Raw genomic sequence first — 23,098 nt, 5'->3', positions numbered from 1 at the left:
GCGCATTTTGCGCGGCTTCGGCGAACCTCACATCAGAAGGTGTTGATGTCGGCGATCTCGAGGACGGGCTTCGGGTACCCGCTGCGGGCGACTGCGATCATGGCGCGGCCCACCTGCTCGGTGGTGTTCATGTAGTTCTTCAGGGGCTTCTTCAGGAGGGGCATCAGCGGGCCTAAGAGATCGTAGACGAGCTGGTACAGGCGGGTCTTGGAGCGGATGCCGTGAAGCGGCTGGATGAAGCCCGGTCGGAACATGTAGGCGGCTTTGAAGCCGAGATGGAGCAGGGTATTTTCGGTGCGGCCTTTGACTCGCGCCCACATCGTACGGCCCTTTTCCGTCGAATCGGTTCCCGCTCCCGAGACGTAGACGAAGGTCATCGCGGTGTTCAGGGGAAGCAGGGTCCGGGCGAAGGAGACGGTGAGGTCGCAGGTCACCTGCGTGTACTGCTCTTCCGACATGCCGACCGAGGAGACCCCGGCACAGAAGAAGCAGGCGTCGAATCCCGAGAGCTGCGCTTCATGGCCGGAGAGATTGGCAAGATCGGGAACGATCAGCTCGCGGAGCTTCGGGCTGTTCGGATGGACGGAGCTTCGGCCGATGGCGAGGATCTCGGTAACACCGGGATCGAGCAGGCATTCGCGAAGAACGCCCTGGCCGACCATCCCGGTTGCTCCGGTAAGGATGACGCGCATGGGGCGATCTTACAGGGACACGATATGATGGGTGAGGCGCGTCTCGTCCCGATCCCATCCGGGTACTGTGCGTACATTCGAAAACTACCCTTCGGGGCCGGCCAGAAATGGCCATTCTTTTGGAGAAGATATCCATCGTGAGTCAACCGAGATCTGCGGTCATTTTGGGTGCCCAGTGGGGCGATGAGGGCAAGGGCAAGATTGTGGACGTGCTGTCGGAGAGGTTCTCCGTGGTGGCGCGTTACGCGGGCGGGCATAACGCCGGACACACGGTCATCATCAAGGGGAAGAAGTTTGTCCTGCAGCTGATTCCCTGCGGCGTTCTACGTCCTGAGTGCAAGGGCGTGATCGGCAACGGCGTGGTGCTGGACCCGATGGCCTTTCTGAACGAGGTGAAGAAGCTTCGGGACGCCGGTCTGCCAGTCGATAAGCAGTTGTTTGTCTCCAACCGGGCGCAGGTCATCCTTCCCTATCACCGGATGATCGAGCTGGCGGCGGAGAATGCTCCGGGACGGACGAAGATCGGAACCACGAGCCGCGGCATTGGCCCGGCCTACGAGGACAAGATGCACCGCAGCGGTCTGCGGGTGATCGATCTGCTCAATCCTGCGCTGCTGCGTACGCACATCGAGAACGCTTGCCACGAGAAGAACACGATCGCGCACGCGCTGTTCGGAACCGAGCCGCTGGACCCGAAGACGATGTATGAGGAGTATTCGCGGGCGGCCGAGCAGGTGGCTCCCTTTGTGACGGACACGGCTGTTCTGCTGAACGAGGAGTTGGATCGCGGCGGCAACGTGATGTTCGAAGGAGCGCAGGGCGCGCTGCTGGATATCGATCACGGGACGTATCCGTTTGTTACGTCCTCATCGGCAACGGCGGGCGGAGCGGTGACAGGTACTGGAGTGGGTCCGACGAGAATCAATACGGTCATCGGAGTGACCAAGGCATACGTTACGCGTGTGGGCGAAGGTCCATTCCCGACCGAGATCCACGACGACACCGCAGACCTGCTGCGGGCGCGGGGACAGGAGTACGGTGCTGTGACCGGGCGTCCGCGCCGGTGTGGCTGGCTCGATCTGCCGCTGCTGCGTTACAGCAACATGATCAACAGCACGGAGTGGCTGGTGGTAACCAAGCTCGATGTGATGGATGCCTGCGAAGAGATTCCGGTGTGCACCGGCTACAAGATCGACGGCAAGGTGACCGATGTGATTCCGGCGGATATGCGCGGATTCGATTCGATCCAGCCGATCTATACGACGCTGAAGGGCTGGAACGAATCCACCGAAGGAATTACGGAGTGGGAGAAGCTGCCGCAGCTGGCGCAGGACTATCTGCGCTTCCTCGAAAAAGAGTCGAAGGCCAAGATCGGAATGGTTTCAACCGGGCCCGATCGCGATCAGACCATTACGCTGCCTGAATTTGACGCGGCACTGAAGGGGTAGAGGAGCCGAGAATGGTGAGTTTTACAGTACGGATGCGTTTTGAGCCAGGCGATCACGACGAGATAGCCGGAATCCTCCGCAAGCTGACGGAAGCATCGCGTCAGGAGCCCGGATGCGTGAGTTATATTCCTCACTTTGTGGAGGGGGAACCGGCGACGGTGGTCATCTACGAGCAGTATGCCGATGACGCGGCGCTCGACTTCCACCGCAATACACCCCACTTTCAACAGTATGCCGTGGGTGGACTGTTCCAGAAGATGCTGGAGCGGCAGTTGGAGAATTTAACCGCAGTCTGCTGAAGAACCGCCGGCGGGATGAAACGCATCCCGCTGGCTCTCGACCTGACTGCGTTAGTGGAGTATTTTTTTGACTCCGGGCTGTATCTCGGTCTACTATCCGGTACGCTCATGGTCCGCCCGGCCCCATTTCGCAAAGGCTCAACATCTTCCACGGTGCTGATGGCGTTGGTTTTGCTCTCCTGTTTTATCGCATGTGCACATGCTCAACAGGAGCAGAAACACCATAAGAAGCATGACGCCAGGAAGCAGGTGGAGGCCCTGGAGGAGAAGTGGCGCACCGCTCAGCTGGCTGGCGACGTAGCGACCATGGATCGCATGCTCTCCGACGACTTTATTGGCATCTCGATGTCGGGCCAGGTAAATACGAAGGCCCAGCAACTGGATCGGATCCGGAATCACCAGCTGGTCCTTACAAGGGTCGAGCTGGATGATATGAAGGTGAAATTGCTTGACTCTGTTGCGATTGTGACCAGCCGGGCCGAGGTAGAGGGAACGAGCGAAGGAACCGCGGTGAAGGGAACGTACCGCTATACCCGCGTCTATCGACAGCTGCCTTCGGGAGAATGGAAGATCACAAGCTTTGAAGCGACTCGAATCCAGCCGTCGAAGTCAGCGCGGGAGAAGCCTGGACAGCCTGGGCCCGCGGCTCACGCCGTGATTCTCGAGCCAAGATTCGGTTGAACTTCTGAAAGCGGAAGGGATCAGGCATAAAGAAAGGGACGCTGCTGAGCAGGGTCCCTTTAATTTGATAGGTCGAATGGCTTGGGCCACGTGTGGGCCTCAGGCGATCTTTCCCATTCGGGATGGAATGATTTTGGCCGAAACCGCTCCGCTCGCAGCGACCGGAAGGTTGAGCGCCAGCAGCCTGCGGAAGAGGGAGCGCGTCTCACCAGTCAGGCGAGCGTCTTCGGATTCATGGGGAAAAAGGGGAAGAATCGGCTTGGCAGGGTATCTGTTTCCGGTGCCAACGAAATAAGGGCGAGACTCGGCAGAACGCGCCCCCATGCTGGGAGGCATTCGGGAACCGGGCCGAACGGAGGAGGGAGGGATTTTCGAGAGTGGATTCATGTGAAGCCCTCGACGAGACAGAAATTCCCGAAACCTTACAGGGGACTATGTTCCTTTCGATGTATTCCCGGGTTAAGGAGTTGCACTGTTCTTCAACGCATCCCGCAGTCTTTTCCAGGTAGTGTCGAGGGCTTCGGGAAGAACGCGAGTCTCAGCGGTAACGGTCATGAAATTGGTATCACCAATCCAGCGGGGAAGCACATGCATGTGGATGTGACCGGCCACTCCTGCGCCGGCAGCATCCCCCAGATTCATGCCGAGATTGATGCCATCGGGCCGGTAGGTTGAGCGGAGGGCCCTCTCCGTGCGCTGCGCGAGCTCGATCATCTCGTGTACCGCATCCGGTGGCGCAGCAGCCAGGGAGTCGGTATGGAGATAGGGCAGAATCAGCACATGTCCTGTTGCATAGGGGTATGCATTCAGGCAAAGGAAACAGTATTGTCCGCGATAAATGATGTGCGAGGCTCGTTCGGCGATCTCCAGCGGCATTCCGTGGGCAATGGCGTAGTCGGTGGCAGCGATCATGTTGCAGAAGACGCAGTGCTTGTCTTCGGCTGCCGGCCAGTCTGCTAATTCAGGTGCAACGCCGGTACGGGCCTGGGGATCGCTGCGGGTGATGTAGGCATACCGCCAGGGGGTCCATAAGTGGTCCATATGATTGCCGAGTATAGCGGCTGGGGATGACAGAATCTCCGGTTCTGGCGGGGGGGCGCGCTTCGGAAGTAATAAAGGTGTAAAAAGCGCAGACTCTGGCTGCCCGGTTCGGTTGACGTATGGATGGTGAGGTTCTATCGTTAAGTACGAGCCTCTGCGTGTGGGACCCAAGTGCAGCCGCTCCTTCTAGCAAGATGAAAAATTCGTTCCTGCCTGCGCGCTCGATCAGGAATGGAAGTTCAGTCCCTCAAAGTTGGCTGAACGTTCCCGAGAGAAAGTCGCCCGCGATGGAACGGACGCTTGGGTCCCGGAGTCCGCAATCATCATGGTAGATAACCATCATTCCGATCGAACCGAGAGCAAACCCCTGACCACCGAACTGGAAGTCCTAGCGCCCGAAGCGACAGCCGGGAACACCGACCTGTCTTCCGAATCCACCCCTAACCAGCAGCATGAGACCGCCCAGAGCGAGCCCGTGGAGCACCCAGTAGCCGTTGCGACCGAGATTGAGGCCGCTGGGGGACCTGAGCCCGACTACGACTCCGCCGACTTTGCAGAGGCGTTGGCGAACTTCGACCGCGAACAAGCGGCGGATGCCGCAGCCGCGCAGAGCCTGACCACCGAAGAGGTGATCGTCACCGGCACTGTCGTCAAGATTACGGACAAGCATGTTGTTGTCGACATCGGGCTCAAGTCTGAAGGTCTCATTCCGCTGGAGCAGGTGCTGGATATCAACGGCACTCCCAAGTTCCAGGCTGGCGACCAGGTTGAAGTGGTCGTCGAGCGCGAAGAGTCCGAGGGCGGCTATCTGGTCAGCTACGAGAAGGCCCTGCGCCATAAGGTGTGGGACAAGCTCGAGGCTGCGGCCAACGAAAAGACTCCGGTCAAGGGTATGGTCCTCAGCCGGGTGAAGGGTGGCCTGACCGTCGATATCGGCATCAAGGCATTCCTTCCCGGATCGCAGGTTGAGATTCGCCCGGTGCGCAATCTTGACGGCTATATCGGTACGGAGATCGAAGTCCGCGTCATCAAGCTGAACAAGAAGCGCGGAAACGTAGTCATCAGCCGCAAGGAACTGCTGGAAGAAGAGCAGAATTCAAAGAAGTCGGTGACGCTGGCTACCCTTGAAGAAGGCACCATTCTTACGGGAACTGTGAAGAACCTCACCGACTACGGCGCGTTCGTCGATCTGGGCGGCCTCGATGGCCTGCTCCACATTACCGATATGAGCTGGGGTCGCCTCACGCATCCCCGTGATCTGGTCAATGTTGGTGACGAGATCCAGGTGAAGGTGCTGAAGTTCGACAAGGACAAGCAGCGCGTTTCGCTGGGCTTCAAGCAGCTGACGCCTGATCCGTGGCTGGATGCGACGGAACGCTACCCGATCGGTGCACAGGTTCGCGGCCGCGTTCTCTCCGTCACCGACTACGGCGCGTTCGTCGAGCTCGAGCAGGGCATCGAGGGTCTGGTTCACGTCTCGGAGATGACCTGGTCCAAGCGCATGAAGCACCCTTCGAAGCTGGTGAAGCCGGGCGATGAGGTGGACACGATCATTCTGAGCGTCAATCCGAATGACCGCCGCATCTCGCTGGGAATGAAGCAGCTCCAGGAGAATCCGTGGGAGCAGCTTGAGGACAAGTACCCCACCGGTGCCGTGATCGAGGGCCGGGTACGCAACCTGACCGACTTCGGAGCCTTCATCGAGATTGAAGACGGCATCGACGGTCTCGTTCACGTCTCGAACCTGAGCTGGACGAAGCGCATCAAGCATCCTTCCGAGGTCCTGAAGAAGGGCGAAAAGGTCAAGGCTGTGGTTCTGGGCGTCGAGCCTGAGAATCGCCGGTTGTCCCTTGGCGTCAAGCAGCTTCAGCCCGATGTTTGGGATACGTTCTTTGCTCAGCACCGTGTTGGCGACGTCATCAAGGGCAAGACTCTGCGCACAGCGCAGTTCGGAGCCTTTGTTGAGATCGCTGAAGGCGTTGAGGGTCTCTGCCATGTCTCTGAGGCAGTCGACGAGCACAACGTTCCGGTCAAGCTCGAAGTTGGCGACGAGCACGAGTTCCGGATCGTGAAGATGAACCAGGAGGAGAAGAAGGTTGGCCTGAGCATCCGCGCAGTGGGTGAAGAGGCAAGCCGCGCAGAAGTCGAGAGCTACAAGGAGCGCGATCACAAGGGATCCTCCTCCTCCTCGTCCTCGAGCAGCGGTACAACTCTTGGCGATCTGATCAACTGGAAGCGTTCTGAGTTTGGCGAGTAAGCCTTCTCACAATTCGTAAAACTAGAAGGGCCGCCCGAGGGCGGCCCTTCCTATTGCCTGTATTTCTCAATCGTTCAGCGTATCCGCAAGGCCAGCTGAAAGCTTAGGCCGGAATGGAGCGCATGATTGCGGATCCTGAGGCCGGAGCAGAAACGGAATCGACCAGCTCTGGCACCATCTTGGCCGAAGCACGCCGCATCACCTCAAGCTCTGCAGGAGCGAAAAGCTCGGGCGGAATGCCGCCGACCGCCACATAACCCGGATTGTCGCCTAGAGCCATAGAGATCTGGTTCCAGCGAAGGAAGGGCGATGTCGTCGGAAGAACGATGAGACGGCGCTTTGGTTCAGGGAACGCAAAGTACGCAGACCATACAAGCAGGGTCAGGCAGATCGTGAGCCCGCTGATGGTATTCACCGTTGAGTACATCTTCGTGCTGTGAGACAACCATGCGGAACGTACAAGTTCTGTAGTCGCGAGAAAGCCAAGTCCGAAGCTGACACCGAAGATCCTGCTGCGATGCGAGAGTCCCATCGGCACGATGGCGAAGCAGACGAAGAGTAAAAGGCACAGCGTAAGGATGCTGGACGTCTGCTGAAGCTGAGTGACCATCGCGACCATAAACTTGAGGCCGGTCAGGTGAGGTGTGAATGCAACCCCAATTGACACAGCGATAGATATAGCCGCGACCCAACGGAAGACGAGCATACCCAAGGTTTGCAAACCCTTCAGGGGAGCCATCGCAAGCTTGAAGATGCTGTAAATCACGAGAAGCGAGAGGATGGCCTCAAGCGCATAGCTCGTCCAGTAAACGTAAAAATAAATTTGATAGGCCATATGCTTCTCTATCGCGTGCTGCGGAGCGAAGTAAAGCACAGGCAGGCAGATAGCAGAAGATATGATCTTCACGCTGAGTAGGCCGACCAGGAAGATAAAGTTTCTAGCTTCTTTGCTGCGCAACAAAAGAGTTAAAACCATTGCGCACAAAATCGGCTCGAGATAGGAAAGCAGACCAACGAACGCGTCTTGAGTCATCATACGTCCCCTAAAGACTTTATCAGCCTAGCTCAAGACGGGGACGGACACAATAATCTTTATTCGGTAAACTGCATTTTTTTGCAGCATCTACTTCGCGATTCCACAAGCATTTCGGGTCATCAGGAGCACATGAGTTAGCGTCCGCGAGTGATTCCACAGGCATCCGGGTCATCAGGAGCGCACATGGGGGTCGGGAGGGCGCTGTTGCGGGCGACGCTAACCTTTGCAGCGGTGGAGGCGGAGGAGATCTGGGTAGAGGCAAAAGCCCCGGTGAAGACGAGAACGGCGACGGCGGTACGGACAGCAAGTTTCATGGCAGACATGTCCCTTATTTTCAGAGTTTTAGAAGTTTTTGTTGGATTGAGTTAGCGTCCGCGAGTGATTCCACAGGCATTCGGGTCATCAGGAGCGCACATGGGGGTCGGGAGGGCGCTGTTGCGGGCGACGCTAACCTTTGCAGCGGTGGAGGCGGAGGAGATCTGGGTAGAGGCAAAAGCCCCGGTGAAGACGAGAACGGCGACGGCGGTACGGACAGCAAGTTTCATGGCAGATATGTCCCTTATTTTCAGAGTTTTAGAAGTTTTTGTTGGATTGAGTTAGCGTCCGCGAGTGATTCCACAGGCATCCGGGTCATCAGGAGCGCACATGGGGGTCGGGAGGGCGCTGTTGCGGGCGACGCTAACCTTTGCAGCGGTGGAGGCGGAGGAGATCTGGGTAGAGGCAAAAGCCCCGGTGAAGACGAGAACGGCGACGGCGGTACGGACAGCAAGTTTCATGGCAGATATGTCCCTTATTTTCAGAGTTTTAGAAGTTTTTGTTGGATTGAGTTAGCGTCCGCGAGTGATTCCACAGGCATCCGGGTCATCAGGAGCGCACATGGGGGTCGGGAGGGCGCTGTTGCGGGCGACGCTAACCTTTGCAGCGGTGGAGGCGGAGGAGATCTGGGTAGAGGCAAAAGCCCCGGTGAAGACGAGAACGGCGACGGCGGTACGGACAGCAAGTTTCATGGCAGACATGTCCCTTATTTTCAGAGTTTTAGAAGTTTTTGTTGGATTGAGTTAGCGTCCGCGAGTGATTCCACAGGCATTCGGGTCATCAGGAGCGCACATGGGGGTCGGGAGGGCGCTGTTGCGGGCGACGCTAACCTTTGCAGCGGTGGAGGCCGATGAGATCTGGGTGGAGGCACAAGCACCGGTGATGACGAGGGCGGCGACGGCAGTACGAACGATAAGCTTCATGTTGATTACCTCAAGAGATTTACTAACCTTGCAAAATTTTTCGCTGGACAGATCAGCTGAGGTAAACATATGATGGGTTCGTATATAAGTCCAATGTTATGAGGTATATATAACAATATTTATGGGCTCGAGTTACTGACGTAACAGAACGAAAAACGCCTAATAACAACTTCTGAGTGTATGTTTTGGCGAGGTTTGGAATGTAAATTGCCTATTCAGTCCCGCGAGCACAGGACTCCCTGCGCTATACCCCTAATGCTCCGGGATTTAGCGGGAAAGGATCAGCCGGCGAAGTCAGCATTAGCTGTTGCGGCACAGCCGCAGGAACGCCATCTCATGACGTGGAGGCAGCCACGCGGGATTCAAGAGAGAATCGATTTTAACTGATTTTGGGGAATTGGGAGGAGCGTAGCCTCGGAATTGAGGCTACGCTCTTGAAATCAGGCCTGTGCGCCGGTGTTTGCGGCAGACGGCTCGGTTTTCACTGGTGCCGTGGTGGGTTTTTTGAGAACCGGTTCGCTCTTTTTGGAAGGTGCCAGGATCGCATGGAGGGTCGTACCTTCCATACGAGGCATAAACTCAACGATGCCGGCGTCTCCGATATCCATAATGAGGCGGTTGATGATCTTGTAACCAAGGTCCCGATGAGCCATCTGCCGGCCTTTGAAGCGCAGCGAGGCTTTCACCTTATCCCCTTCGTTCAAAAACCTGGTGGTCTGATTCTTCTTCGTCTGGTAATCATGTTCGTCCACGGTGACGGAGAACTTGACCTCCTTGACAACGATGACCTTCTGCTTTTTGCGTGCAGCCCGATCGCTCTTGTCCTTCTCATAGAGGAACTTACCGTAATCCTGAATCTTGCAGACGGGAGGAACGGCGTTGGGAGAGATCTCAACCAGGTCTAAAGAGCGCTCGCGGGCCATCTTCAGCGCCTCAAAGGGAGGCATTACCCCGAGCTGCTCGCCGTTCTCGTCGATGACGCGGACTTCGCGGGCGCGGATTCGTTCGTTCGTGCGGATGAAAGACTTGGCGGAGCGTTTATCGATAGGTGGAATAGGTCGCCTCCACAGCAGGCCACCAGGCTTGCCATGCGTATCTGAAATGGATTTGCGGGCGTATCAAAGCAACGCCGCACACTGAAGTATAACACCCTCTTAGGATGCATATTCGGGGTCAGATGATGTGCGAAGCGGCCAACGGGAATCTCGCCGTCCGGCATCGTACGCAGGGTTCGGTTCAGTTTTGTCCGTGCGTCCCCTCTCTGCAATGGGATTGGTTTGTGTATTGTGTAGAGACGGAAAACATCCCGGGCTGAATTCCTTGTACCGATTGAAGACCTCAATCGGAAAGAAGCGAGGAGAGAAAGAGAAAGATGAAGAAGCGGATTTTGCTGGTGGATGATGAGGTTGCGGTACTGCTCACGCTCAAGGCCGTGCTCGAGATCAATGGCTTCGAAGTGGATACTGCGGCTTCGGGGCGCGAGGGAAAGCTGAAGCTGCGTTCGAACGAGTACCACATGGTGATCAGCGATATGCGCATGGAGAGCGACCAGGCTGGCGCGGCCGTGATTGCAGCAGCACGATCAGCGCCCTATGAACCCGTGGTGGCCCTTCTGACCGCTTACCCGCTCGCCGAGGAAGACTGGCAGGAGATGGGAGCCGACAGGATGCTGGTAAAACCGATGCACACCCGGCTTCTGCTGGAGCAGATCGATCGACTGATGCAGGCCCATGCTGCTCGTCGCACCGGCAACGGGACTGCGTTGGCTGCGGCAAAGGCCCCGGGTTCCGTGAAGAAAGCCACCAGGCCACCTGCAGCAAAGAAGAAGGTCGCTTCTAAAAAGACTGCTTCTAAAAAGAGTGTTTCTAAGAAGGCTGTTTCGAAAAAGACTGCCGCGAAGAAAGCCATTGCAAAGAAGCCGGTAAAGCTTGCGGCGAAGAAGGCCGTGAAGCGAGCTGCCCGCCCGGCTTGATTTGTTGTCTCGATGAAGGCCCAATCCTCTGGGCGATCTATGGCTGCGTGTGAGACTTGATGTAGTCGCGCAACGACAGATTGATATCCATTGCTTTGTGGACTCCGTTATCCATCATGCGCAGCCATTCCGAGCCAGGCTCCTTCAGGCCCACCGTCCCGAGCAGATAGCTGGTCTGAACGATAATCTCAAGCGCATTGCTGAGTTCGTGAGCCAGCTTGCGGATCTCGACGGCAAGGTCGGCAGGAATGGTCTCTGAGGCATTGAGATCAGGCTGGGACGGCTTCTTTTGCGGTTGTTCCATGACGTTGTGAGAGGCTCCTCGCAGGATCAGTCTAGACCATCGGTTGAATTGACACGTGAGCCGGGCTTTGCGACACTAAAGACTCGCGGTTGCGGTGTTCGGCCTCCCACAGGCAGGGCGTATACGACCGTTGCCGTAGTGGCGGAATTGGCAGACGCGCATGGTTCAGGTCCATGTACTCGCAAGGGTGTGGGGGTTCGAGTCCCCCCTTCGGCACCAGGATTCACCTCACAGGCAATGAGAGAAAAAAGAGAAGCGCAATGCGCTTCTCTTTTCATTTAAGCCGAGCGATCTGCTGCTTTCTACTAACTCGTAAAATAGAAGCTATGCCAACACGACTCGACGACATTCTTGCCAACACGTCCTCGGAGGTCAGCGAGCGGAAGGCCTCTGCAGACCTCGGATCGATTGAGCGAAGAGCTTCGATGCACACTCCGCGAGGATTTGCAGCGCGACTGCGTACCGTAAGCCTCGAGCGCCCTGCCATCATCTCCGAGATCAAGAAGGCATCGCCCTCGAAAGGGTTAATCCGCGAGGACTTCGATCCACCGGTTCTCGCAAAAGGATTCGAGGCTGGCGGAGCGGCAGCTCTCTCCATCCTTACCGACGAAAAATTCTTTCAGGGATCGCTCGATTTTCTTGAGGCGGCTTCGCGGGTCGTCAACATTCCATGTCTGCGCAAGGACTTCATTGTTGACCCGTTTCAGATCGTAGAGGCGCGTGCCGCGGGTGCGGATGCCATTCTGCTGATTGTCGCAGCCCACGCGGATCAAGAGCTGAATCACCTTCGCAACGAGGCTCGCAGCCTTGCGCTCGATGTGTTGTGCGAGGTCCATTCGGCAGAAGAGCTGAAGCGCGCGATCGCGCTGGGATTCGATGTCATCGGCGTCAACAGCCGCGACCTTCGCACCTTCGAGATGCATCCGGAGCTCTTGTTCGAGCTCGTTTCATCGATGCCGGCCGATACGGTCAAGGTGGCCGAGAGCGGCCTGCGAAACGCCGGAGATATCTCCCGCTTGCGGGATGTGGGATACGACGCCTTCCTGATGGGAGAGACGCTGATGCGTCAGTCCGATCCTGGAGCGGCGTTGGCCTCGCTCCTCGATCACCAGTATTCAGAACGAGTGCTGCGATGACATGGGTCAAGATCTGCGGCAACACCAGCCTTGAAGATGCGCAGCTCGCCGTAGAGCTGGGCGCCGATGCTCTGGGGTTCGTCTTCGCGGAGAGCAAGCGTCGCGTATCCTCCGCGCAGGTTGCCGCCATTACGCCGCATCTTCCAAAGCACGTAGAGTGCGTCGGAGTGGTGTACAGCCGCGATGCCGCGGAGATCGCCGCAATCGTTCACGAAGCCGGCCTCACCGCGGTGCAGCTTCATGGAGGCGTTGACCTGCCCCTCCTTCATCGGCTGCGGGAGCGTCTCGGCGATACCATCGGCATCATCCAGACACTGCACTGGGTGGTAGGCACCGACAGCCGTGAGCGTCTGAGTGCGGAGTTGCGAGAGATCGGCGAGCTGGCCAAAGTAAATCGTGTTCTGGTGGATTCGCGAGTGGGCAATGCAGGAGGCGGAACGGGAGTCTCGTTTGACTGGAAGGCTGCTCGCTCCGTCTTTCAGGATGCCGCGAAGACTCTACAGATCATCGTCGCGGGAGGTCTGCGTCCGGAGAATGTCGGCGAGGCGATCCGCGAGCTCGATCCCTGGGGCGTTGACGTAGCCAGTGGAGTAGAAGCGTCGCCCGGCCGCAAGGACCCCGCAAAACTGGCAGCGTTTCTGCGCATCGCCAAAGCCGCGCAATGAAGACGAAAGGCCCCCGGCAGCCGGGAGCCTTCAATACAACAACCAGAGAGGACCTACAGAATCGTTAGCGCTGATGTGGCCGCGAGTCGCGTACCCGTACCCTCGGCGTGCGATCGCGAACCGTCTGTGTCCGCGTGCGTACCGTTATAGGTTTTGGCTGCGCCACTGCGAAAGCGGGGCAGAGCGCCAACGATAGCAGGATCAAACCCTTTATCTTTGTCATCATCATTCCACTCCGAATATTCGACGTTGCCGGGTGGGGTGACGATGCAAAAATGGTTTGTGGTTCGCGCTATGCTGCACGATTCGCGCAACATAGCGCATGAGACGGAATCAGGCGTGCGACTGTATCTCAAGCTGCTGTGACAGAAACGTAAACTGATCCACGATCAATTCCACGCGCTTGGTTAGAGGCATACCTCCGCCATGTCCGGCACGCGTCTCCACGCGGATGAGAATGGGATTCGGACCGGCCTGCGCGGCCTGCATCGCTGCGGCGAATTTGAAGCTGTGTGCCGGAAACACACGGTCGTCGTGGTCCGCCGTCGTGATCAGCGTCGGCGGATAGGCCGTACCCGGCTTGAGATTGTGCAGCGGCGAATATCGAAAGATCGTCTGGAACTCGGCCTCATCCTCGCTGGGAGAACCGTAGTCCGTCTTCCACGCCCAGCCGATCGTGAACTTGTCGAAGCGCAGCATATCCATCACTCCCACTGCGGCCATCGCTGCGCCGAACAGCTCCGGGCGCTGCATCTCGCACACGGCCACCAGCAGGCCGCCATTGCTTCCGCCGGAGATCGCCAGTTTGGGCGCTGACGTGTACTTGCTCGCAATCAGCCATTCCGCCGCCGCGATGAAGTCGTCGAAGACGTTCTGCTTGGTAAGCTTTGTGCCAGCCTGATGCCATGCCTCGCCGTATTCGCCGCCGCCGCGAAGACTCGGCTGCGCGTAGACGCCGCCCATCTCCATCCACAGAAGATTGGCGGACGAAAACTCGGGGCGCAGGGAGATGTTGAAGCCGCCATAGCCGTAAAGCAACGTCGGGTTCGTTCCATCCAACTCCAGCCCCTTCCTGTGACTCACGAACATGGGAATGCGCGTGCCATCTTTGCTGGTGTAGAAGATCTGTTGCGTCTCGTACTGTGCTGGATCGAACTTCAACTTTGGCTGGCGATAGATGGTCGAGCGCCGCGTCTTCATGTCGAGCCGGTAGATCGTCGCCGGCGTGGTGAAGTTCGTGAACTGGTAGAAGGTCTCCGTCTCGCTCCGTTTGCCCACAAAGCCCGCGGCCGTACCGATGGCCGGAAGTTGCAGCCGCTCGATCAGATCGCCCTCGCGCGTATGCAGCTCAATCATGCTCTGCGCATCGGCGAGATAGTTTGCGATCAGCGTATCGTCGATCATGCTGACGCTGTCCAGATGATTCGCGCTCTCGGAGAGAATCGTCTTCCAGTGCTCGCGATCCGGATGTTCGAGGTCGACCTCGACGACGCAGCCGTTCGGTGCATTGAAGGTGGTATGAATCCAGAATCGCGTGCCGTCGTTGTCGATGGGGGAGTAGACCGCATCGGCTGCATCGGCGATCTTCACCGCGGGAGCATCCGGTCGTTCAAGATCTTTGATCGAGAGCTGGTTGTTGGGGCTCGATCCCTTCGTCTCGAAGATAATCAGGTAGCGGCCATCGTCCGTCACCGCGGCGCCGACGTTCATCTCCCTGTCGTCGGGCCGATCGAAGACCAGCCGATCCTCGCTCTGCGGCGTTCCTAATTTGTGGAAGTAGATTTTGTGGAAGTAGTTTGCCTCCTTGAGCGCCTCGCCCTGCGGAGGATCGTAGCCTTCGTAGAAGAAGCCGGAGCCGTCCTTGAGCCACGACGCGGAGCTGAACTTCGACCACGCCACTGCATCGGGAAGATCCTCTCCCGTGGCGACCTCGCGAACATGCCACCTCTCCCAATCCGAGCCGGCATCGGCGATCGAGTAGGCTGCAAGCAGGCCATCGTCCGAGATGCTGAGTCCGCTGATGGCAACCGTGCCATCAGCCGACAACGTGTTGGGATCGAGCAGGACCTTCGGTTCGCCCTCCAGCCCCTCCGTCCAGTAGAGGACGTTCTGATTCTGCAAGCCCGTATTGTGCCAGTAGAAGTAGCGCGTTCCTCGGCGTACAGGAGCCGTGTAACGCTCGAAGTTGATCAGGTCCATCAGCCGCTGCTGCATGGCTTCGCGCCCCGGAACGTTGTCGAGGATGCTGCGGGTCAGGCGATTCTCCCGCTCGATCCAGTCCGTCACCTCGGGGGAGTCGACGTCTTCCATCCATCGATAGGGATCGCTGACCCGGGTGCCGAAGTAGTCGTCTACCTGGTCGACGGCGTGGGCCGTCGGGTAGGAGATCGTACGAGAGACAGGCTCGGAGGACAGGGCAACATCGGCAAGCTTCATCGGCGCTCATTCTTGCGAGGGCCCCGCGGTGCGAGGCGCGCAGGTTAGTCTGGAACCGATATTTCTTACTGGACCGGTATCAACGATCCTTCGGCTCTGAAACAATTCTATTTGGAAAGGGAAGCGGCCAAGGAAGATACGCTTCCACATATCTCTCTTCGGAGTCTCATGGCAACTCGACCTGGTCTAAAGTTATGGGCTCTTACTCGCATGCGATCCTCCGCATATGCCGTCCTCGTCTGGCTCGTCCTCTTCTCCACGGCCACGGCCCAGCAACCCGGCAACACGCCGCCGCCCCAGCAGCCACCGGCACAGACACCGGCACAGCCAGACAGCGCATACACCCTCAAAACTCAGGCCAATGTCGTCCTGGTCCCTGCCACCGTGCGGACCAAGCAGGGCGAGATCATCTATGCGCTTCGTGCCGATCAGTTCGTGGTCGAAGACAACGGTGTGGCCCAGGCCATCCACCTCGATGAGGACACCGATTCGCTCGGCCTGACGCTCGTCGTGCTGATGCAGTGCAGCCGGGCTGCCGTGATGGAGTACGCGAAGCTCTCCGGTCTGGCAACCATGCTCGATGACCTCGCAGGAGGAGCGCCAAGGCAGATCGCGATTGCGAGCTACGGCAAGGAGCCCACGTTGCTCGGAGACTTCTCGCCCGACCCGAAGGCCACCTTCGACGCACTGGGGCAATTGCAGCCCTGCGATGACGCCGAGGCAGCAACCTTCGATGCCGTAGCCTGGGCCAGCAGCCTGCTCGACGAGCACAAGGATCGCAACCGTCACGCCATCCTGCTGATCAGCGAGACCCGTGACCACGGCAGCCACAAGAAGCCCGCCGACGTCATCGCATCGCTCGGCCAGACCAACACTGTCGTCGATTCCGTCTCCTTCTCGCCCGGGAAGACCGAGGTCCTCAACGATCTGAGATTCGGTGGCGGGTCCGGTCCCTTTGGCCTACTCGTGATGGCGGTGAATGCCGCGAAAAAGAACGCGCCCCGCACACTTGCCGAGCTCTCCGGCGGAGAGTACATCAACTTCACCACCCAGAAGGGCTTCGACAACGGGCTGCACCAGCTCTCGAACCGGATACACAACTACTATCTGCTAAGTTTTCAGCCGCAGGCTGGACCCAACGGCTCTCCCGCAGAGGGGCTTCACAGCATCCGTGTGCGTGTTCCGGACTATCCGGACGCAAAGATCGGTTCGCGCGAAAGCTACTTCAGCGGATCGCTCGACAGCCTTCCAGCCGATCTTCGCTAACGCGCGGAGAAGTGAAAGTGAAGTGAAAGGAAAAGGCCCGGCACAATCGCCGGGCCTCTCCTCCATTCCCTTTTGACGCCACAGTTCTATTTGTCATGTTTGTCATGTCCGTAGGCGTGTCCATTGCCATGGTGGCCGTGTCCTTGCCAGCCGCCTTCGCGATAACGCCAGCCCTGGCCCTGGTGCTCCCATCGTGGGCTGTTCCATGCTGCTCCCCGGTATGGGGGGCGCGACCACCGGCCGGAATACCACTCATAGCGTCCGTGTACGGGAGCCCAATATCCCGGCGCCCATACGTAACCGGGTTGTGGCATCGGAGGAGCGACCTCATAACGTATCGGCGGCGGAGGAGTTCCAATCATGATGGAGACCTGTCCAAATGCCGGCGCCGCCAGAACTGAGGCTGCGAGGATACCACCGAGATACCATTTCACGTTCATGTTGCTCCTTCTCTGTTCGGTCCCGGGCGTTGGCGCAGACGCATGTGCCCCCGGGGACGTTATTTTGGGCCCGCGATGTGGGAAAGAAATTCCAGGTGAGATACCCAAACTTTCCTTCTTCCGCGACGCAAAGCGCCAAATGCACGTCTGCACCCAATCAAGGTGCAAGTCATTGGCCAACACCAGTTACCGGAACCAAAAAGGAAAAGCCGCGAAACCGTCCAGGACGGTCGCGGCTCCTCGCTTCGTTCTTTGGTTTAGTTCAAAGCTTTTGTTCTTTGGTTTAGTTCAGGACCGGAACATTAATCTGCTGCCCTGCCTGGATGCGGTCGGGGTTCTCGATCCCGTTCGCCTTGGCGATCTCCGTGTACTTGTTGGGCGAACCGTAGAAGAGCTTGCTGATCTTCGACAGGTTGTCGCCGGATTTAATCGTGTACGGCTGGCTGTCTCCACCCGCGGTGCCGATCTCATGCTTCAGGTCGGAGTAACTCGGATCGACCAGCTTGATTGCATCCCACACACGGTTCGCCACCACCTTCGAAGGGACCGTTGCCTTGATGTGCAACTGCTCGCCGGCCAGGTCGACCGCCTCTACCTTCGCGCCAAATTCGGCGAAGCTGTTGATCGCCAAGATCACGGGATTATATTTCTGTCTCAACTGCTCAAGATTGGCCATGCTGTCTCTCCTTGTCGCCGGAATTCACCGGCGTTTGTTGCTCTGCGCCTCGCAGATCGAGTTCAAAAATCTGTTAAGCGCAAAAACCCTGTTTCCTTCGCTCGTCGCGGAACTCAGGCTTCAGGTACGAGGTCTTCCATCGTACTTAGAAAAGTTTGCCGAGCACCTGCTGCGCAAGCCCGCTGAGGGAGCCCGTTTCCTCCGATTGCCCCTCCGATTGCCCCTTGGTAGCAAAGTGCTGGATCACCATCGGAAGCACGATCGCCAGAGCAGAAGTCACCACGGACGAAGATACGCCCGCGCTCTCCGCCGTCTTTTCGATCAGCCCGGTGGAGCCGAGGCCCTGCTCAATCTGCTCGGGAGTCGCGGTCTGTGCCTGCCCCGTGGCCCACGCTCCAACGTGATCGGCCATACCGTTAGCCTTCAGGCTGTTCAGCACGCCCGCAATGCCCTCGGGGTGCGCTGCCAGCGCTTCGATAAAACCGCCTGCAATCTTGGCCTGATCGCCCTGAGCAGCCGCACCTGCCTGCCCTGCCAACTGCTGAATGGAATCGAGAATTCCCATGCTTGTCTCCGTTTTTTAGTTTTTAGCGAAATCATGGCCCGCCGGAATCATAGTCCTGCGCAAAGGGCCCGGAGGTGAGAGGAGATGAAATTTTCCGCAGGGACGCGACGCCATCTCATGAGAGAGAGCGCAGGGCAATTGGGTTGGCCGCAAACACTTGCACAGGCGCGGGTTGTGGCGTGTCTGCGCGGCGGAAGGATAAACTGGCCTTCTATGAGCGAAAAGAAGATTGCCCTGTCTACCTCCGCCGCCCCCGCAGCCATCGGCCCCTATTCCCAGGCAGTCCGTGTAGGCGATACCCTCTACGCCTCCGGACAGGTCGGCCTCGACCCGGCGACCGGGCAGCTTGTAGAAGGTGGTGTGGCCGAGCAGACCGTCCGTGTACTGGAAAACATCAAGGCAGTGCTGGCCGAGGCGGGTCTCACCTTTGCCCATGTGGTCAAGACCACGGTCTTTCTCAAGAGCATGGGCGACTTCGCCGCCATGAACGCAATCTACGAGCGCTATCTCGCCCCTGAAGGCGTTGTTCCGCCAGCACGCTCCACCGTCGCTGTCGCCGCGCTGCCCAAGGATGCGCTGGTGGAGATCGAGGTCCTCGCCCGAGGTCTTTAGCCGCCCGCCGTGTGACGGACCCACGTCGGAAGCATCCAAATAGAGAAGAAAGGAATACTGCGATGCCTGAGTCTGTGAAGCAGGAAAAAGTTCGTAAGACCGAGGCCGAGTGGCGCGAGCTGCTCACCCCGGAGCAGTTTCACGTCATGCGCGAGAAGGGAACCGAACGGCCCTTCACCGGCGCGCTGCTGAGCAATCATGAGACCGGAGTCTACCAATGCGGAGCCTGCAATGCCCCGCTCTTTATGTCGGACAAAAAATTCGAGTCGGGAAGCGGATGGCCCAGCTTCTGGCTGCCCGTCTCCCCCAACGCCATCGACGCCCACGAGGACGACTCCCACGGAATGCGGCGGATCGAGGTGACCTGCGCCAACTGCGGAGCTCACCTCGGACACCTCTTTCCCGATGGTCCAAAGCCTACGGGAATGCGGTACTGCATCAACAGCGCCTCATTGAACTTCGAAAAGCAGTAAAGAAAAATAAGCCAAAAACCAGTGTCGGACTTTCAGATGAATCCAGGCACAGGAAAAACAGGAAAAGCCCCAGCCCGCGAATCATGCGGCTGGGGCGTTTCTTTTTATCGATCCGATCAGAAGGCCCAGAGTATTCAGAAGGTCCAGACCGACTGCGGCCGGTTAGCCCTTTACGATCTTGCCCGTCTTGATGCAGCTGGTGCACGCACGAATGCGCTTGCTGGTGCCCTCGACAACTGCCTTCACGGACTGCAGATTCACGTTCCAGCGACGCCGGGTGGTGTTGTGGGCGTGAGAGATATTGTTGCCGAACTGCGGGCCCTTCCCGCAGAGATCACATTTTTGCGCCATAACTTACTCCAATCTCTAAGTCGCAGATCCTTCCACGCAGGCCATTCGTCTCCCGGTCGGGGGCGAATCCTTCCTGTATTCCGGGCGTTTCTCGCGTTCCGGCTGCGGAGGTGATCGACTCGAACGGATAAAAAGCCGTTGGCCGACCGTCAATCTGCTTATCGAACAAATTCAGGTGCTTCCAGGAAGCCGACGGCTCCCGAAGACGCTGCTCCTGATTATAGCAAAGAACCGCGAACCGGAACCTCCGCCAGGATTGGAAAACTCTCCACGCGCCTTCCCCGCCTCGGCGCAGGGAGCCCTGGATTGCATCCTACGGCTATGGAGGTGCACCGATGAGAGGTCTTCCGTGGCTATTGGCAGGAACGGCAATCGGCGCCGGGGTAGCAATGCTGGTCTTGAACGAATGGGAGCAGGAGTACGACACCGGCTATGACTCTGTGGATAGAGCAGCAAGAAAGACATTTGGGTGGGGAACCCGGCAGCGGGCCGAAGGCAAGATCGGCTCCGTCATCGGGAGCGTGAAGGAAGGAGTGGGCCGGTTTACCGGCGACCCCGACCTGGCCGCCGAAGGTACGTTGGACAAGGTTGCCGGCAGGGCGAAGGATACGGCTGGGGAGTTCGGCCAGGCCGCCGCACAGACCATCCACGACCTGAACCGGTAATCACTGTTTCCAGTGCGTGAACGCACAAAAAAGCGAGGCCGGACCCCGTGCGGTCCGGCCTCGCTCTGTCTTGCATCCAGTCAGATCAATAGGAACGCGATGCCGGTAAAGGCGCACCCGTGTACTGATTGAACTGCGTCCCATGTCCCGGTACTCGCAGGAGCATCGGCATGGGTTGTCCCTTCGGACCAACCGCCTGCCACCATAATTTGAGCGACTTGAAGGAGAAGACCTCGTCGAAGTCCATCGCGATCGAGCCGGCATCCATCGGCTGGGTACCCGGGCGATTCTGGAACCACTTCATCCACGCGGTCGATCCAGGCGCCGGCGAGCAGATGTTGGATCCGTTCGGATCCGGTTTGCCGTTGTCTCCGCACAATTGGAATCCCGGAGGATTCGCCGTCGCAAACGACGGCAGAAGGAAGGAATTCATCTTGTGCTGCTGTACATTCCACTCCGCCGTGCTGTGACAGCTCATGCAGCTCGAGTCCGGTTCGTTGACCAGCACCTTGCCGTTGACCGCGATGTTATTGCGTCCTCCATCGTTTGGTCCCGAAAGCCTTCCGCCCCAGCCCAGTGTCTGGGTGGAGTAGAGAGGCGCCTTGGGATTGTTCCAGTTCTCCACCAGCGGCTGTCCCGCCGCCGTCGCCTGCGGGTCGTTGCCCCACTGCGCTCCCAGCGGAACCATCTTGTCCCAGAAATCCCCGGGCGCGGATTTGTCGTAGACCAGGGTCATGAAGACCCATCCCGTCTTCGGCGACGACTGCGTATCCTTCACGATGATGTCGAACTGCGCCACATAGCCGGACCACACCTGGGGCGGAGGTGGAGGATCCTGCGAGAGAGGCCCGACACCGACATAGAGCGGCCACACCTGCGCGCCGTTCATCGCATCCCACCAGTTCAGCTGCTTCGATTTGTCCTCCGAAGCGAACACCGCAGCCTTCACCACCACTGAGCCCTCATCGAACTGGCTGTTCGGTGTCTGAATCCTCGGCGACAGCGCCGAGGTGCCCCAGAACTTGTAGAGAGAATAAGCCGCGCGTTCGTCGTAGTAGGTCAGCACATGCGTGTTGAACGTTGCGCGCAGACCCGTGCCCGGAAAGATCCCCGGTCCGAACTCTCCTGCCGCATAGGTTCCGTGAATGGCCTCGCGCTGGCTGCCCAGCCATGGCTCCGTATACCAGTGCGCATTGCCCGCATTCCATGCCGGATAGTTCATGAGCAGGGTGCGCGCATTCCTGCTGACGTAGGCCTTCAGAGCGGCGGCGTATGCCGGAGCGTTCTGAACCGTAATCTTGCCGTTGTGGATCGCAGCCTGCCAAGGAGCATTTTTGAGCGGCGGAAGCGGCTTCTCCGGCCAGGCATGGCTGGTCGTGAACAGCGGACCGGAGTACTGGTTGGGCGGCGGAATACTCCCGTTATTGTTCTGGAAAGGCGTGGCCGTCTCAAGGCTCTTCGCATCGACCGCAATCTTCGGCCGATGAGTTGTCTGGGACCACGCATCAGGGGTTTTCAGCAGAGAAGCAGGCAGAATCAGAACCACTGCAATAAGAGATCGTTTGAAGCTCAACATGGTATCTCCTTGAAGGTGAAAACTACAGGTTGTCAATGAACGACGGATCGTCTGAACTTCACAGACGCCCACCGTGCCCCGGTCATCCGGGTGTCTTTACGGATCGCTCCTCGTCACTGCAGCAGGACGCGCTGCAGTCGAAGATTTGTTTGTTCACGAGTTCTGAACAGACGGCACTGCCGGCTGAAAACCGATCGCATGCCGCACTCGATTCACCCGATGAGGGCAAACCCATGTAGCGCGATCCCTGGGGAAGTGAATAAGTTACAAGGATTTCAGCGCAGGACGTCCTGAAAAGAGGAACATACGCCAAACCTCCTCGTCAATGGAAACAAAGGCTTCGAAGAGAGTCAGTTCCATTTCCGGAAATCGGCTGGATCGTTATCGGCTGTTCCGATAAGGCAGAGCCAGCAGCTCCTGTACCAGGGACGAGAGCTTTTTGAGATCACCCGATGCCTGCTCTACTAGCGCCCGGGCGCCCAGCTCTTCGGGGCGCTCCTGCGCCAGATACAGCACGTTGGTAAGGCTCTGCAGCGGATTGTTGATCTTGTGCGCCAGATCGTTCGCCATCGCGGCTGCGGCTGCGGCGCTCGCCTGCTCCGTCAGCCTCTTTTGCAGTCCTTGCTGCCTGATGCCCATCGCGGCGAAGTCGGCAAGGACCTCCATCATCCGGCAGTCGTTTTTATCGAAGGCCTCGTCTCGTCCATGGGCCATGATGAAGATGGTTCCGCGGGTCTCGTCTGCCTGCCACGGCAAAAGAATTCCGTCGGTGATCAGCGGCGCTGTAACGCCCAGCAGGTCGAAGAACCGCTGTCCCACGCGGAACAGCTGAGGCCTGCCACGCTCAAGGCATACGCCGCATGCGCTGGGATAGCGCGGCAGCACTGCGTCCAGAAAGCCCGAATACTCGCCCGCGGTCGCAACCCAATGGTAGAAATCCTGGTCGGGGTGGTCCGGACGCTCGATGCTTATGCCTGCGCTATCGGCCTGGCAAAGCTCCACCGCGGCATTGACCAACTCCTGAAGTACAGTCTCCGGACGCTCGACGAAGGCATGAGCGATCCGGCGCATCCCCTCCATCTGTGTCGCCATATCGCGGACATGGATCCGTCGTGCGGTGTATTCAGAACTGTCCTTGATATCGATGACTTCGAGGCCGGTCTCCCCACAGGTCGGATCGAGTGTCTTCATAACTTCCTTCTGCAGCTGCCAAACCGCTTTGTTGAATCCGAGAGCTCGGCGATCTACCGCTCTTCATCGCCGAAGAAT

General features: G+C 58.3%; 29 protein-coding genes and 1 tRNA gene. 12 read left to right on the top strand and 18 right to left on the bottom strand.

All coding sequences use genetic code 11. From position 1 onward, the window contains the following. Nucleotides 1-32: 32 nt before the first annotated feature. The gene (locus BDD14_RS12920) at nt 33-692 is read right to left on the bottom strand and encodes an NAD-dependent epimerase/dehydratase family protein (protein ID WP_130419157.1); all 660 of its coding nucleotides are present in this window, start codon (nt 690-692) and stop codon (nt 33-35) included. A 107-nt stretch (nt 693-799) separates the two neighbouring features. Here BDD14_RS12920 and BDD14_RS12915 point away from each other — a divergent pair, with 107 nt between their 5' ends. The 3 genes from BDD14_RS12915 to BDD14_RS12905 are packed head-to-tail and all read left to right on the top strand — an operon-like array spanning nt 800 to nt 3,120. Next, nucleotides 800-2,140, top strand: a complete 1,341-nt coding sequence (locus BDD14_RS12915) for an adenylosuccinate synthase (RefSeq protein ID WP_130419156.1) — start codon at nt 800-802, stop codon at nt 2,138-2,140. Nucleotides 2,141-2,151: 11 nt separating this feature from the next. After that, nucleotides 2,152-2,439 carry a putative quinol monooxygenase gene (locus tag BDD14_RS12910; RefSeq protein WP_130419155.1) on the top strand — a complete coding sequence of 96 codons (288 nt, stop codon included), beginning with the start codon at nt 2,152-2,154 and terminating at the stop codon, nt 2,437-2,439. A 15-nt stretch (nt 2,440-2,454) separates the two neighbouring features. Continuing rightward, a complete protein-coding gene (locus BDD14_RS12905; protein ID WP_242617922.1) occupies nt 2,455-3,120 on the top strand; it encodes a nuclear transport factor 2 family protein in 666 nt (221 codons plus the stop codon). 99 nt (nt 3,121-3,219) lie between these two features. Here the strand turns inward: BDD14_RS12905 and BDD14_RS31800 are convergent, their stop codons facing one another. After that, the gene (locus BDD14_RS31800) at nt 3,220-3,507 is read right to left on the bottom strand and encodes a hypothetical protein (RefSeq protein WP_165420052.1); all 288 of its coding nucleotides are present in this window, start codon (nt 3,505-3,507) and stop codon (nt 3,220-3,222) included. A gap of 72 nt (nt 3,508-3,579) precedes the next feature. Beyond that, nucleotides 3,580-4,161 carry an HIT family protein gene (locus BDD14_RS12900; RefSeq protein ID WP_130419154.1) on the bottom strand — a complete coding sequence of 194 codons (582 nt, stop codon included), beginning with the start codon at nt 4,159-4,161 and terminating at the stop codon, nt 3,580-3,582. Between the two features lie 325 nt (nt 4,162-4,486). On the opposite strand from BDD14_RS12900, the gene BDD14_RS12895 reads away from it, so the two are divergent. Beyond that, on the top strand, nt 4,487-6,418 hold the full coding sequence (locus tag BDD14_RS12895; RefSeq protein ID WP_130423075.1) for a 30S ribosomal protein S1: 1,932 nt from the start codon (nt 4,487-4,489) through the stop codon (nt 6,416-6,418). Nucleotides 6,419-6,521: 103 nt separating this feature from the next. On the opposite strand, the gene BDD14_RS12890 is transcribed toward BDD14_RS12895, so the two are convergent. From BDD14_RS12890 to infC, 7 genes are all read right to left on the bottom strand, one after another. Beyond that, nucleotides 6,522-7,454 (bottom strand): hypothetical protein, encoded by a 933-nt coding sequence (locus tag BDD14_RS12890; protein ID WP_207231729.1) that lies wholly within the window; start codon nt 7,452-7,454, stop codon nt 6,522-6,524. Between the two features lie 134 nt (nt 7,455-7,588). Then, the gene (locus tag BDD14_RS12885; RefSeq protein ID WP_130419152.1) at nt 7,589-7,768 is read right to left on the bottom strand and encodes a hypothetical protein; all 180 of its coding nucleotides are present in this window, start codon (nt 7,766-7,768) and stop codon (nt 7,589-7,591) included. Between the two features lie 51 nt (nt 7,769-7,819). After that, nucleotides 7,820-7,999 (bottom strand): hypothetical protein, encoded by a 180-nt coding sequence (locus BDD14_RS12880; protein ID WP_130419153.1) that lies wholly within the window; start codon nt 7,997-7,999, stop codon nt 7,820-7,822. A gap of 51 nt (nt 8,000-8,050) precedes the next feature. Continuing rightward, nucleotides 8,051-8,230, bottom strand: coding sequence for a hypothetical protein (locus BDD14_RS12875; protein WP_130419152.1), 180 nt, complete (start codon nt 8,228-8,230; stop codon nt 8,051-8,053). Between the two features lie 51 nt (nt 8,231-8,281). Beyond that, nucleotides 8,282-8,461 (bottom strand): hypothetical protein, encoded by a 180-nt coding sequence (locus BDD14_RS12870; protein WP_130419152.1) that lies wholly within the window; start codon nt 8,459-8,461, stop codon nt 8,282-8,284. A 51-nt stretch (nt 8,462-8,512) separates the two neighbouring features. Continuing rightward, entirely contained in the window at nt 8,513-8,692 is a 180-nt protein-coding gene (locus tag BDD14_RS12865) for a hypothetical protein (RefSeq protein ID WP_130419151.1), read from the bottom strand. Nucleotides 8,693-9,132: 440 nt separating this feature from the next. Further along, entirely contained in the window at nt 9,133-9,711 is a 579-nt protein-coding gene (gene infC, locus BDD14_RS12860; RefSeq protein ID WP_278045523.1) for a translation initiation factor IF-3, read from the bottom strand. Between the two features lie 353 nt (nt 9,712-10,064). On the opposite strand from infC, the gene BDD14_RS12855 reads away from it, so the two are divergent. Beyond that, nucleotides 10,065-10,664, top strand: coding sequence for a response regulator (locus tag BDD14_RS12855; protein WP_130419150.1), 600 nt, complete (start codon nt 10,065-10,067; stop codon nt 10,662-10,664). A gap of 37 nt (nt 10,665-10,701) precedes the next feature. Here the strand turns inward: BDD14_RS12855 and BDD14_RS12850 are convergent, their stop codons facing one another. Continuing rightward, nucleotides 10,702-10,968 (bottom strand): hypothetical protein, encoded by a 267-nt coding sequence (locus BDD14_RS12850; RefSeq protein ID WP_130419149.1) that lies wholly within the window; start codon nt 10,966-10,968, stop codon nt 10,702-10,704. Between the two features lie 132 nt (nt 10,969-11,100). Between BDD14_RS12850 and BDD14_RS12845 the strand changes: the two genes are divergently transcribed. From BDD14_RS12845 to BDD14_RS12835, 3 genes are all read left to right on the top strand, one after another. Further along, a tRNA-Leu gene (locus BDD14_RS12845) sits at nt 11,101-11,187 on the top strand. Between the two features lie 107 nt (nt 11,188-11,294). Beyond that, nucleotides 11,295-12,104, top strand: a complete 810-nt coding sequence (trpC, locus tag BDD14_RS12840) for an indole-3-glycerol phosphate synthase TrpC (RefSeq protein WP_130419148.1) — start codon at nt 11,295-11,297, stop codon at nt 12,102-12,104. After that, nucleotides 12,101-12,769 (top strand): phosphoribosylanthranilate isomerase, encoded by a 669-nt coding sequence (locus BDD14_RS12835; RefSeq protein WP_130419147.1) that lies wholly within the window; start codon nt 12,101-12,103, stop codon nt 12,767-12,769. Before trpC ends, BDD14_RS12835 begins: the two co-directional genes overlap by 4 nt. A 333-nt stretch (nt 12,770-13,102) precedes the next feature. On the opposite strand, the gene BDD14_RS12830 is transcribed toward BDD14_RS12835, so the two are convergent. Continuing rightward, complete coding sequence (locus BDD14_RS12830; protein WP_130419146.1) at nt 13,103-15,205, bottom strand: prolyl oligopeptidase family serine peptidase; 2,103 nt, start codon at nt 15,203-15,205, stop codon at nt 13,103-13,105. A gap of 168 nt (nt 15,206-15,373) precedes the next feature. Between BDD14_RS12830 and BDD14_RS12825 the strand changes: the two genes are divergently transcribed. Continuing rightward, the gene (locus tag BDD14_RS12825; RefSeq protein WP_242617921.1) at nt 15,374-16,471 is read left to right on the top strand and encodes a VWA domain-containing protein; all 1,098 of its coding nucleotides are present in this window, start codon (nt 15,374-15,376) and stop codon (nt 16,469-16,471) included. A gap of 86 nt (nt 16,472-16,557) precedes the next feature. Here BDD14_RS12825 and BDD14_RS12820 read toward each other — a convergent pair whose 3' ends face one another. From BDD14_RS12820 to BDD14_RS12810, 3 genes are all read right to left on the bottom strand, one after another. After that, a complete protein-coding gene (locus BDD14_RS12820) occupies nt 16,558-16,911 on the bottom strand; it encodes a YXWGXW repeat-containing protein (RefSeq protein WP_130419145.1) in 354 nt (117 codons plus the stop codon). A 283-nt stretch (nt 16,912-17,194) separates the two neighbouring features. Continuing rightward, entirely contained in the window at nt 17,195-17,587 is a 393-nt protein-coding gene (locus BDD14_RS12815; protein WP_130419144.1) for a LysM peptidoglycan-binding domain-containing protein, read from the bottom strand. Between the two features lie 145 nt (nt 17,588-17,732). Next, nucleotides 17,733-18,152, bottom strand: coding sequence for a YidB family protein (locus BDD14_RS12810; protein ID WP_130419143.1), 420 nt, complete (start codon nt 18,150-18,152; stop codon nt 17,733-17,735). Nucleotides 18,153-18,365: 213 nt separating this feature from the next. Between BDD14_RS12810 and BDD14_RS12805 the strand changes: the two genes are divergently transcribed. Both BDD14_RS12805 and msrB read left to right on the top strand, forming a co-directional pair. Then, nucleotides 18,366-18,764 carry a RidA family protein gene (locus BDD14_RS12805; protein ID WP_130419142.1) on the top strand — a complete coding sequence of 133 codons (399 nt, stop codon included), beginning with the start codon at nt 18,366-18,368 and terminating at the stop codon, nt 18,762-18,764. Between the two features lie 62 nt (nt 18,765-18,826). Then, on the top strand, nt 18,827-19,237 hold the full coding sequence (gene msrB / locus BDD14_RS12800) for a peptide-methionine (R)-S-oxide reductase MsrB (protein WP_130419141.1): 411 nt from the start codon (nt 18,827-18,829) through the stop codon (nt 19,235-19,237). Between the two features lie 162 nt (nt 19,238-19,399). Here the strand turns inward: msrB and rpmB are convergent, their stop codons facing one another. Then, entirely contained in the window at nt 19,400-19,588 is a 189-nt protein-coding gene (gene rpmB, locus BDD14_RS12795) for a 50S ribosomal protein L28 (protein ID WP_130419140.1), read from the bottom strand. A 335-nt stretch (nt 19,589-19,923) separates the two neighbouring features. Between rpmB and BDD14_RS12790 the strand changes: the two genes are divergently transcribed. Then, nucleotides 19,924-20,253, top strand: coding sequence for a CsbD family protein (locus BDD14_RS12790; RefSeq protein WP_207231728.1), 330 nt, complete (start codon nt 19,924-19,926; stop codon nt 20,251-20,253). Between the two features lie 85 nt (nt 20,254-20,338). On the opposite strand, the gene BDD14_RS12785 is transcribed toward BDD14_RS12790, so the two are convergent. Together BDD14_RS12785 and BDD14_RS12780 are read right to left on the bottom strand one after the other, a co-directional pair. Further along, nucleotides 20,339-21,829 (bottom strand): hypothetical protein, encoded by a 1,491-nt coding sequence (locus BDD14_RS12785; protein WP_130419139.1) that lies wholly within the window; start codon nt 21,827-21,829, stop codon nt 20,339-20,341. A 381-nt stretch (nt 21,830-22,210) separates the two neighbouring features. Next, on the bottom strand, nt 22,211-23,020 hold the full coding sequence (locus BDD14_RS12780) for a GAF domain-containing protein (protein ID WP_130419138.1): 810 nt from the start codon (nt 23,018-23,020) through the stop codon (nt 22,211-22,213). Between the last annotated feature and the right edge of the window lie 78 nt (nt 23,021-23,098).

Source organism: Edaphobacter modestus, from assembly GCF_004217555.1.
Lineage (GTDB): Bacteria > Acidobacteriota > Terriglobia > Terriglobales > Acidobacteriaceae > Edaphobacter > Edaphobacter modestus.
This window is presented reverse-complemented; position numbering and strand designations above follow the sequence as displayed.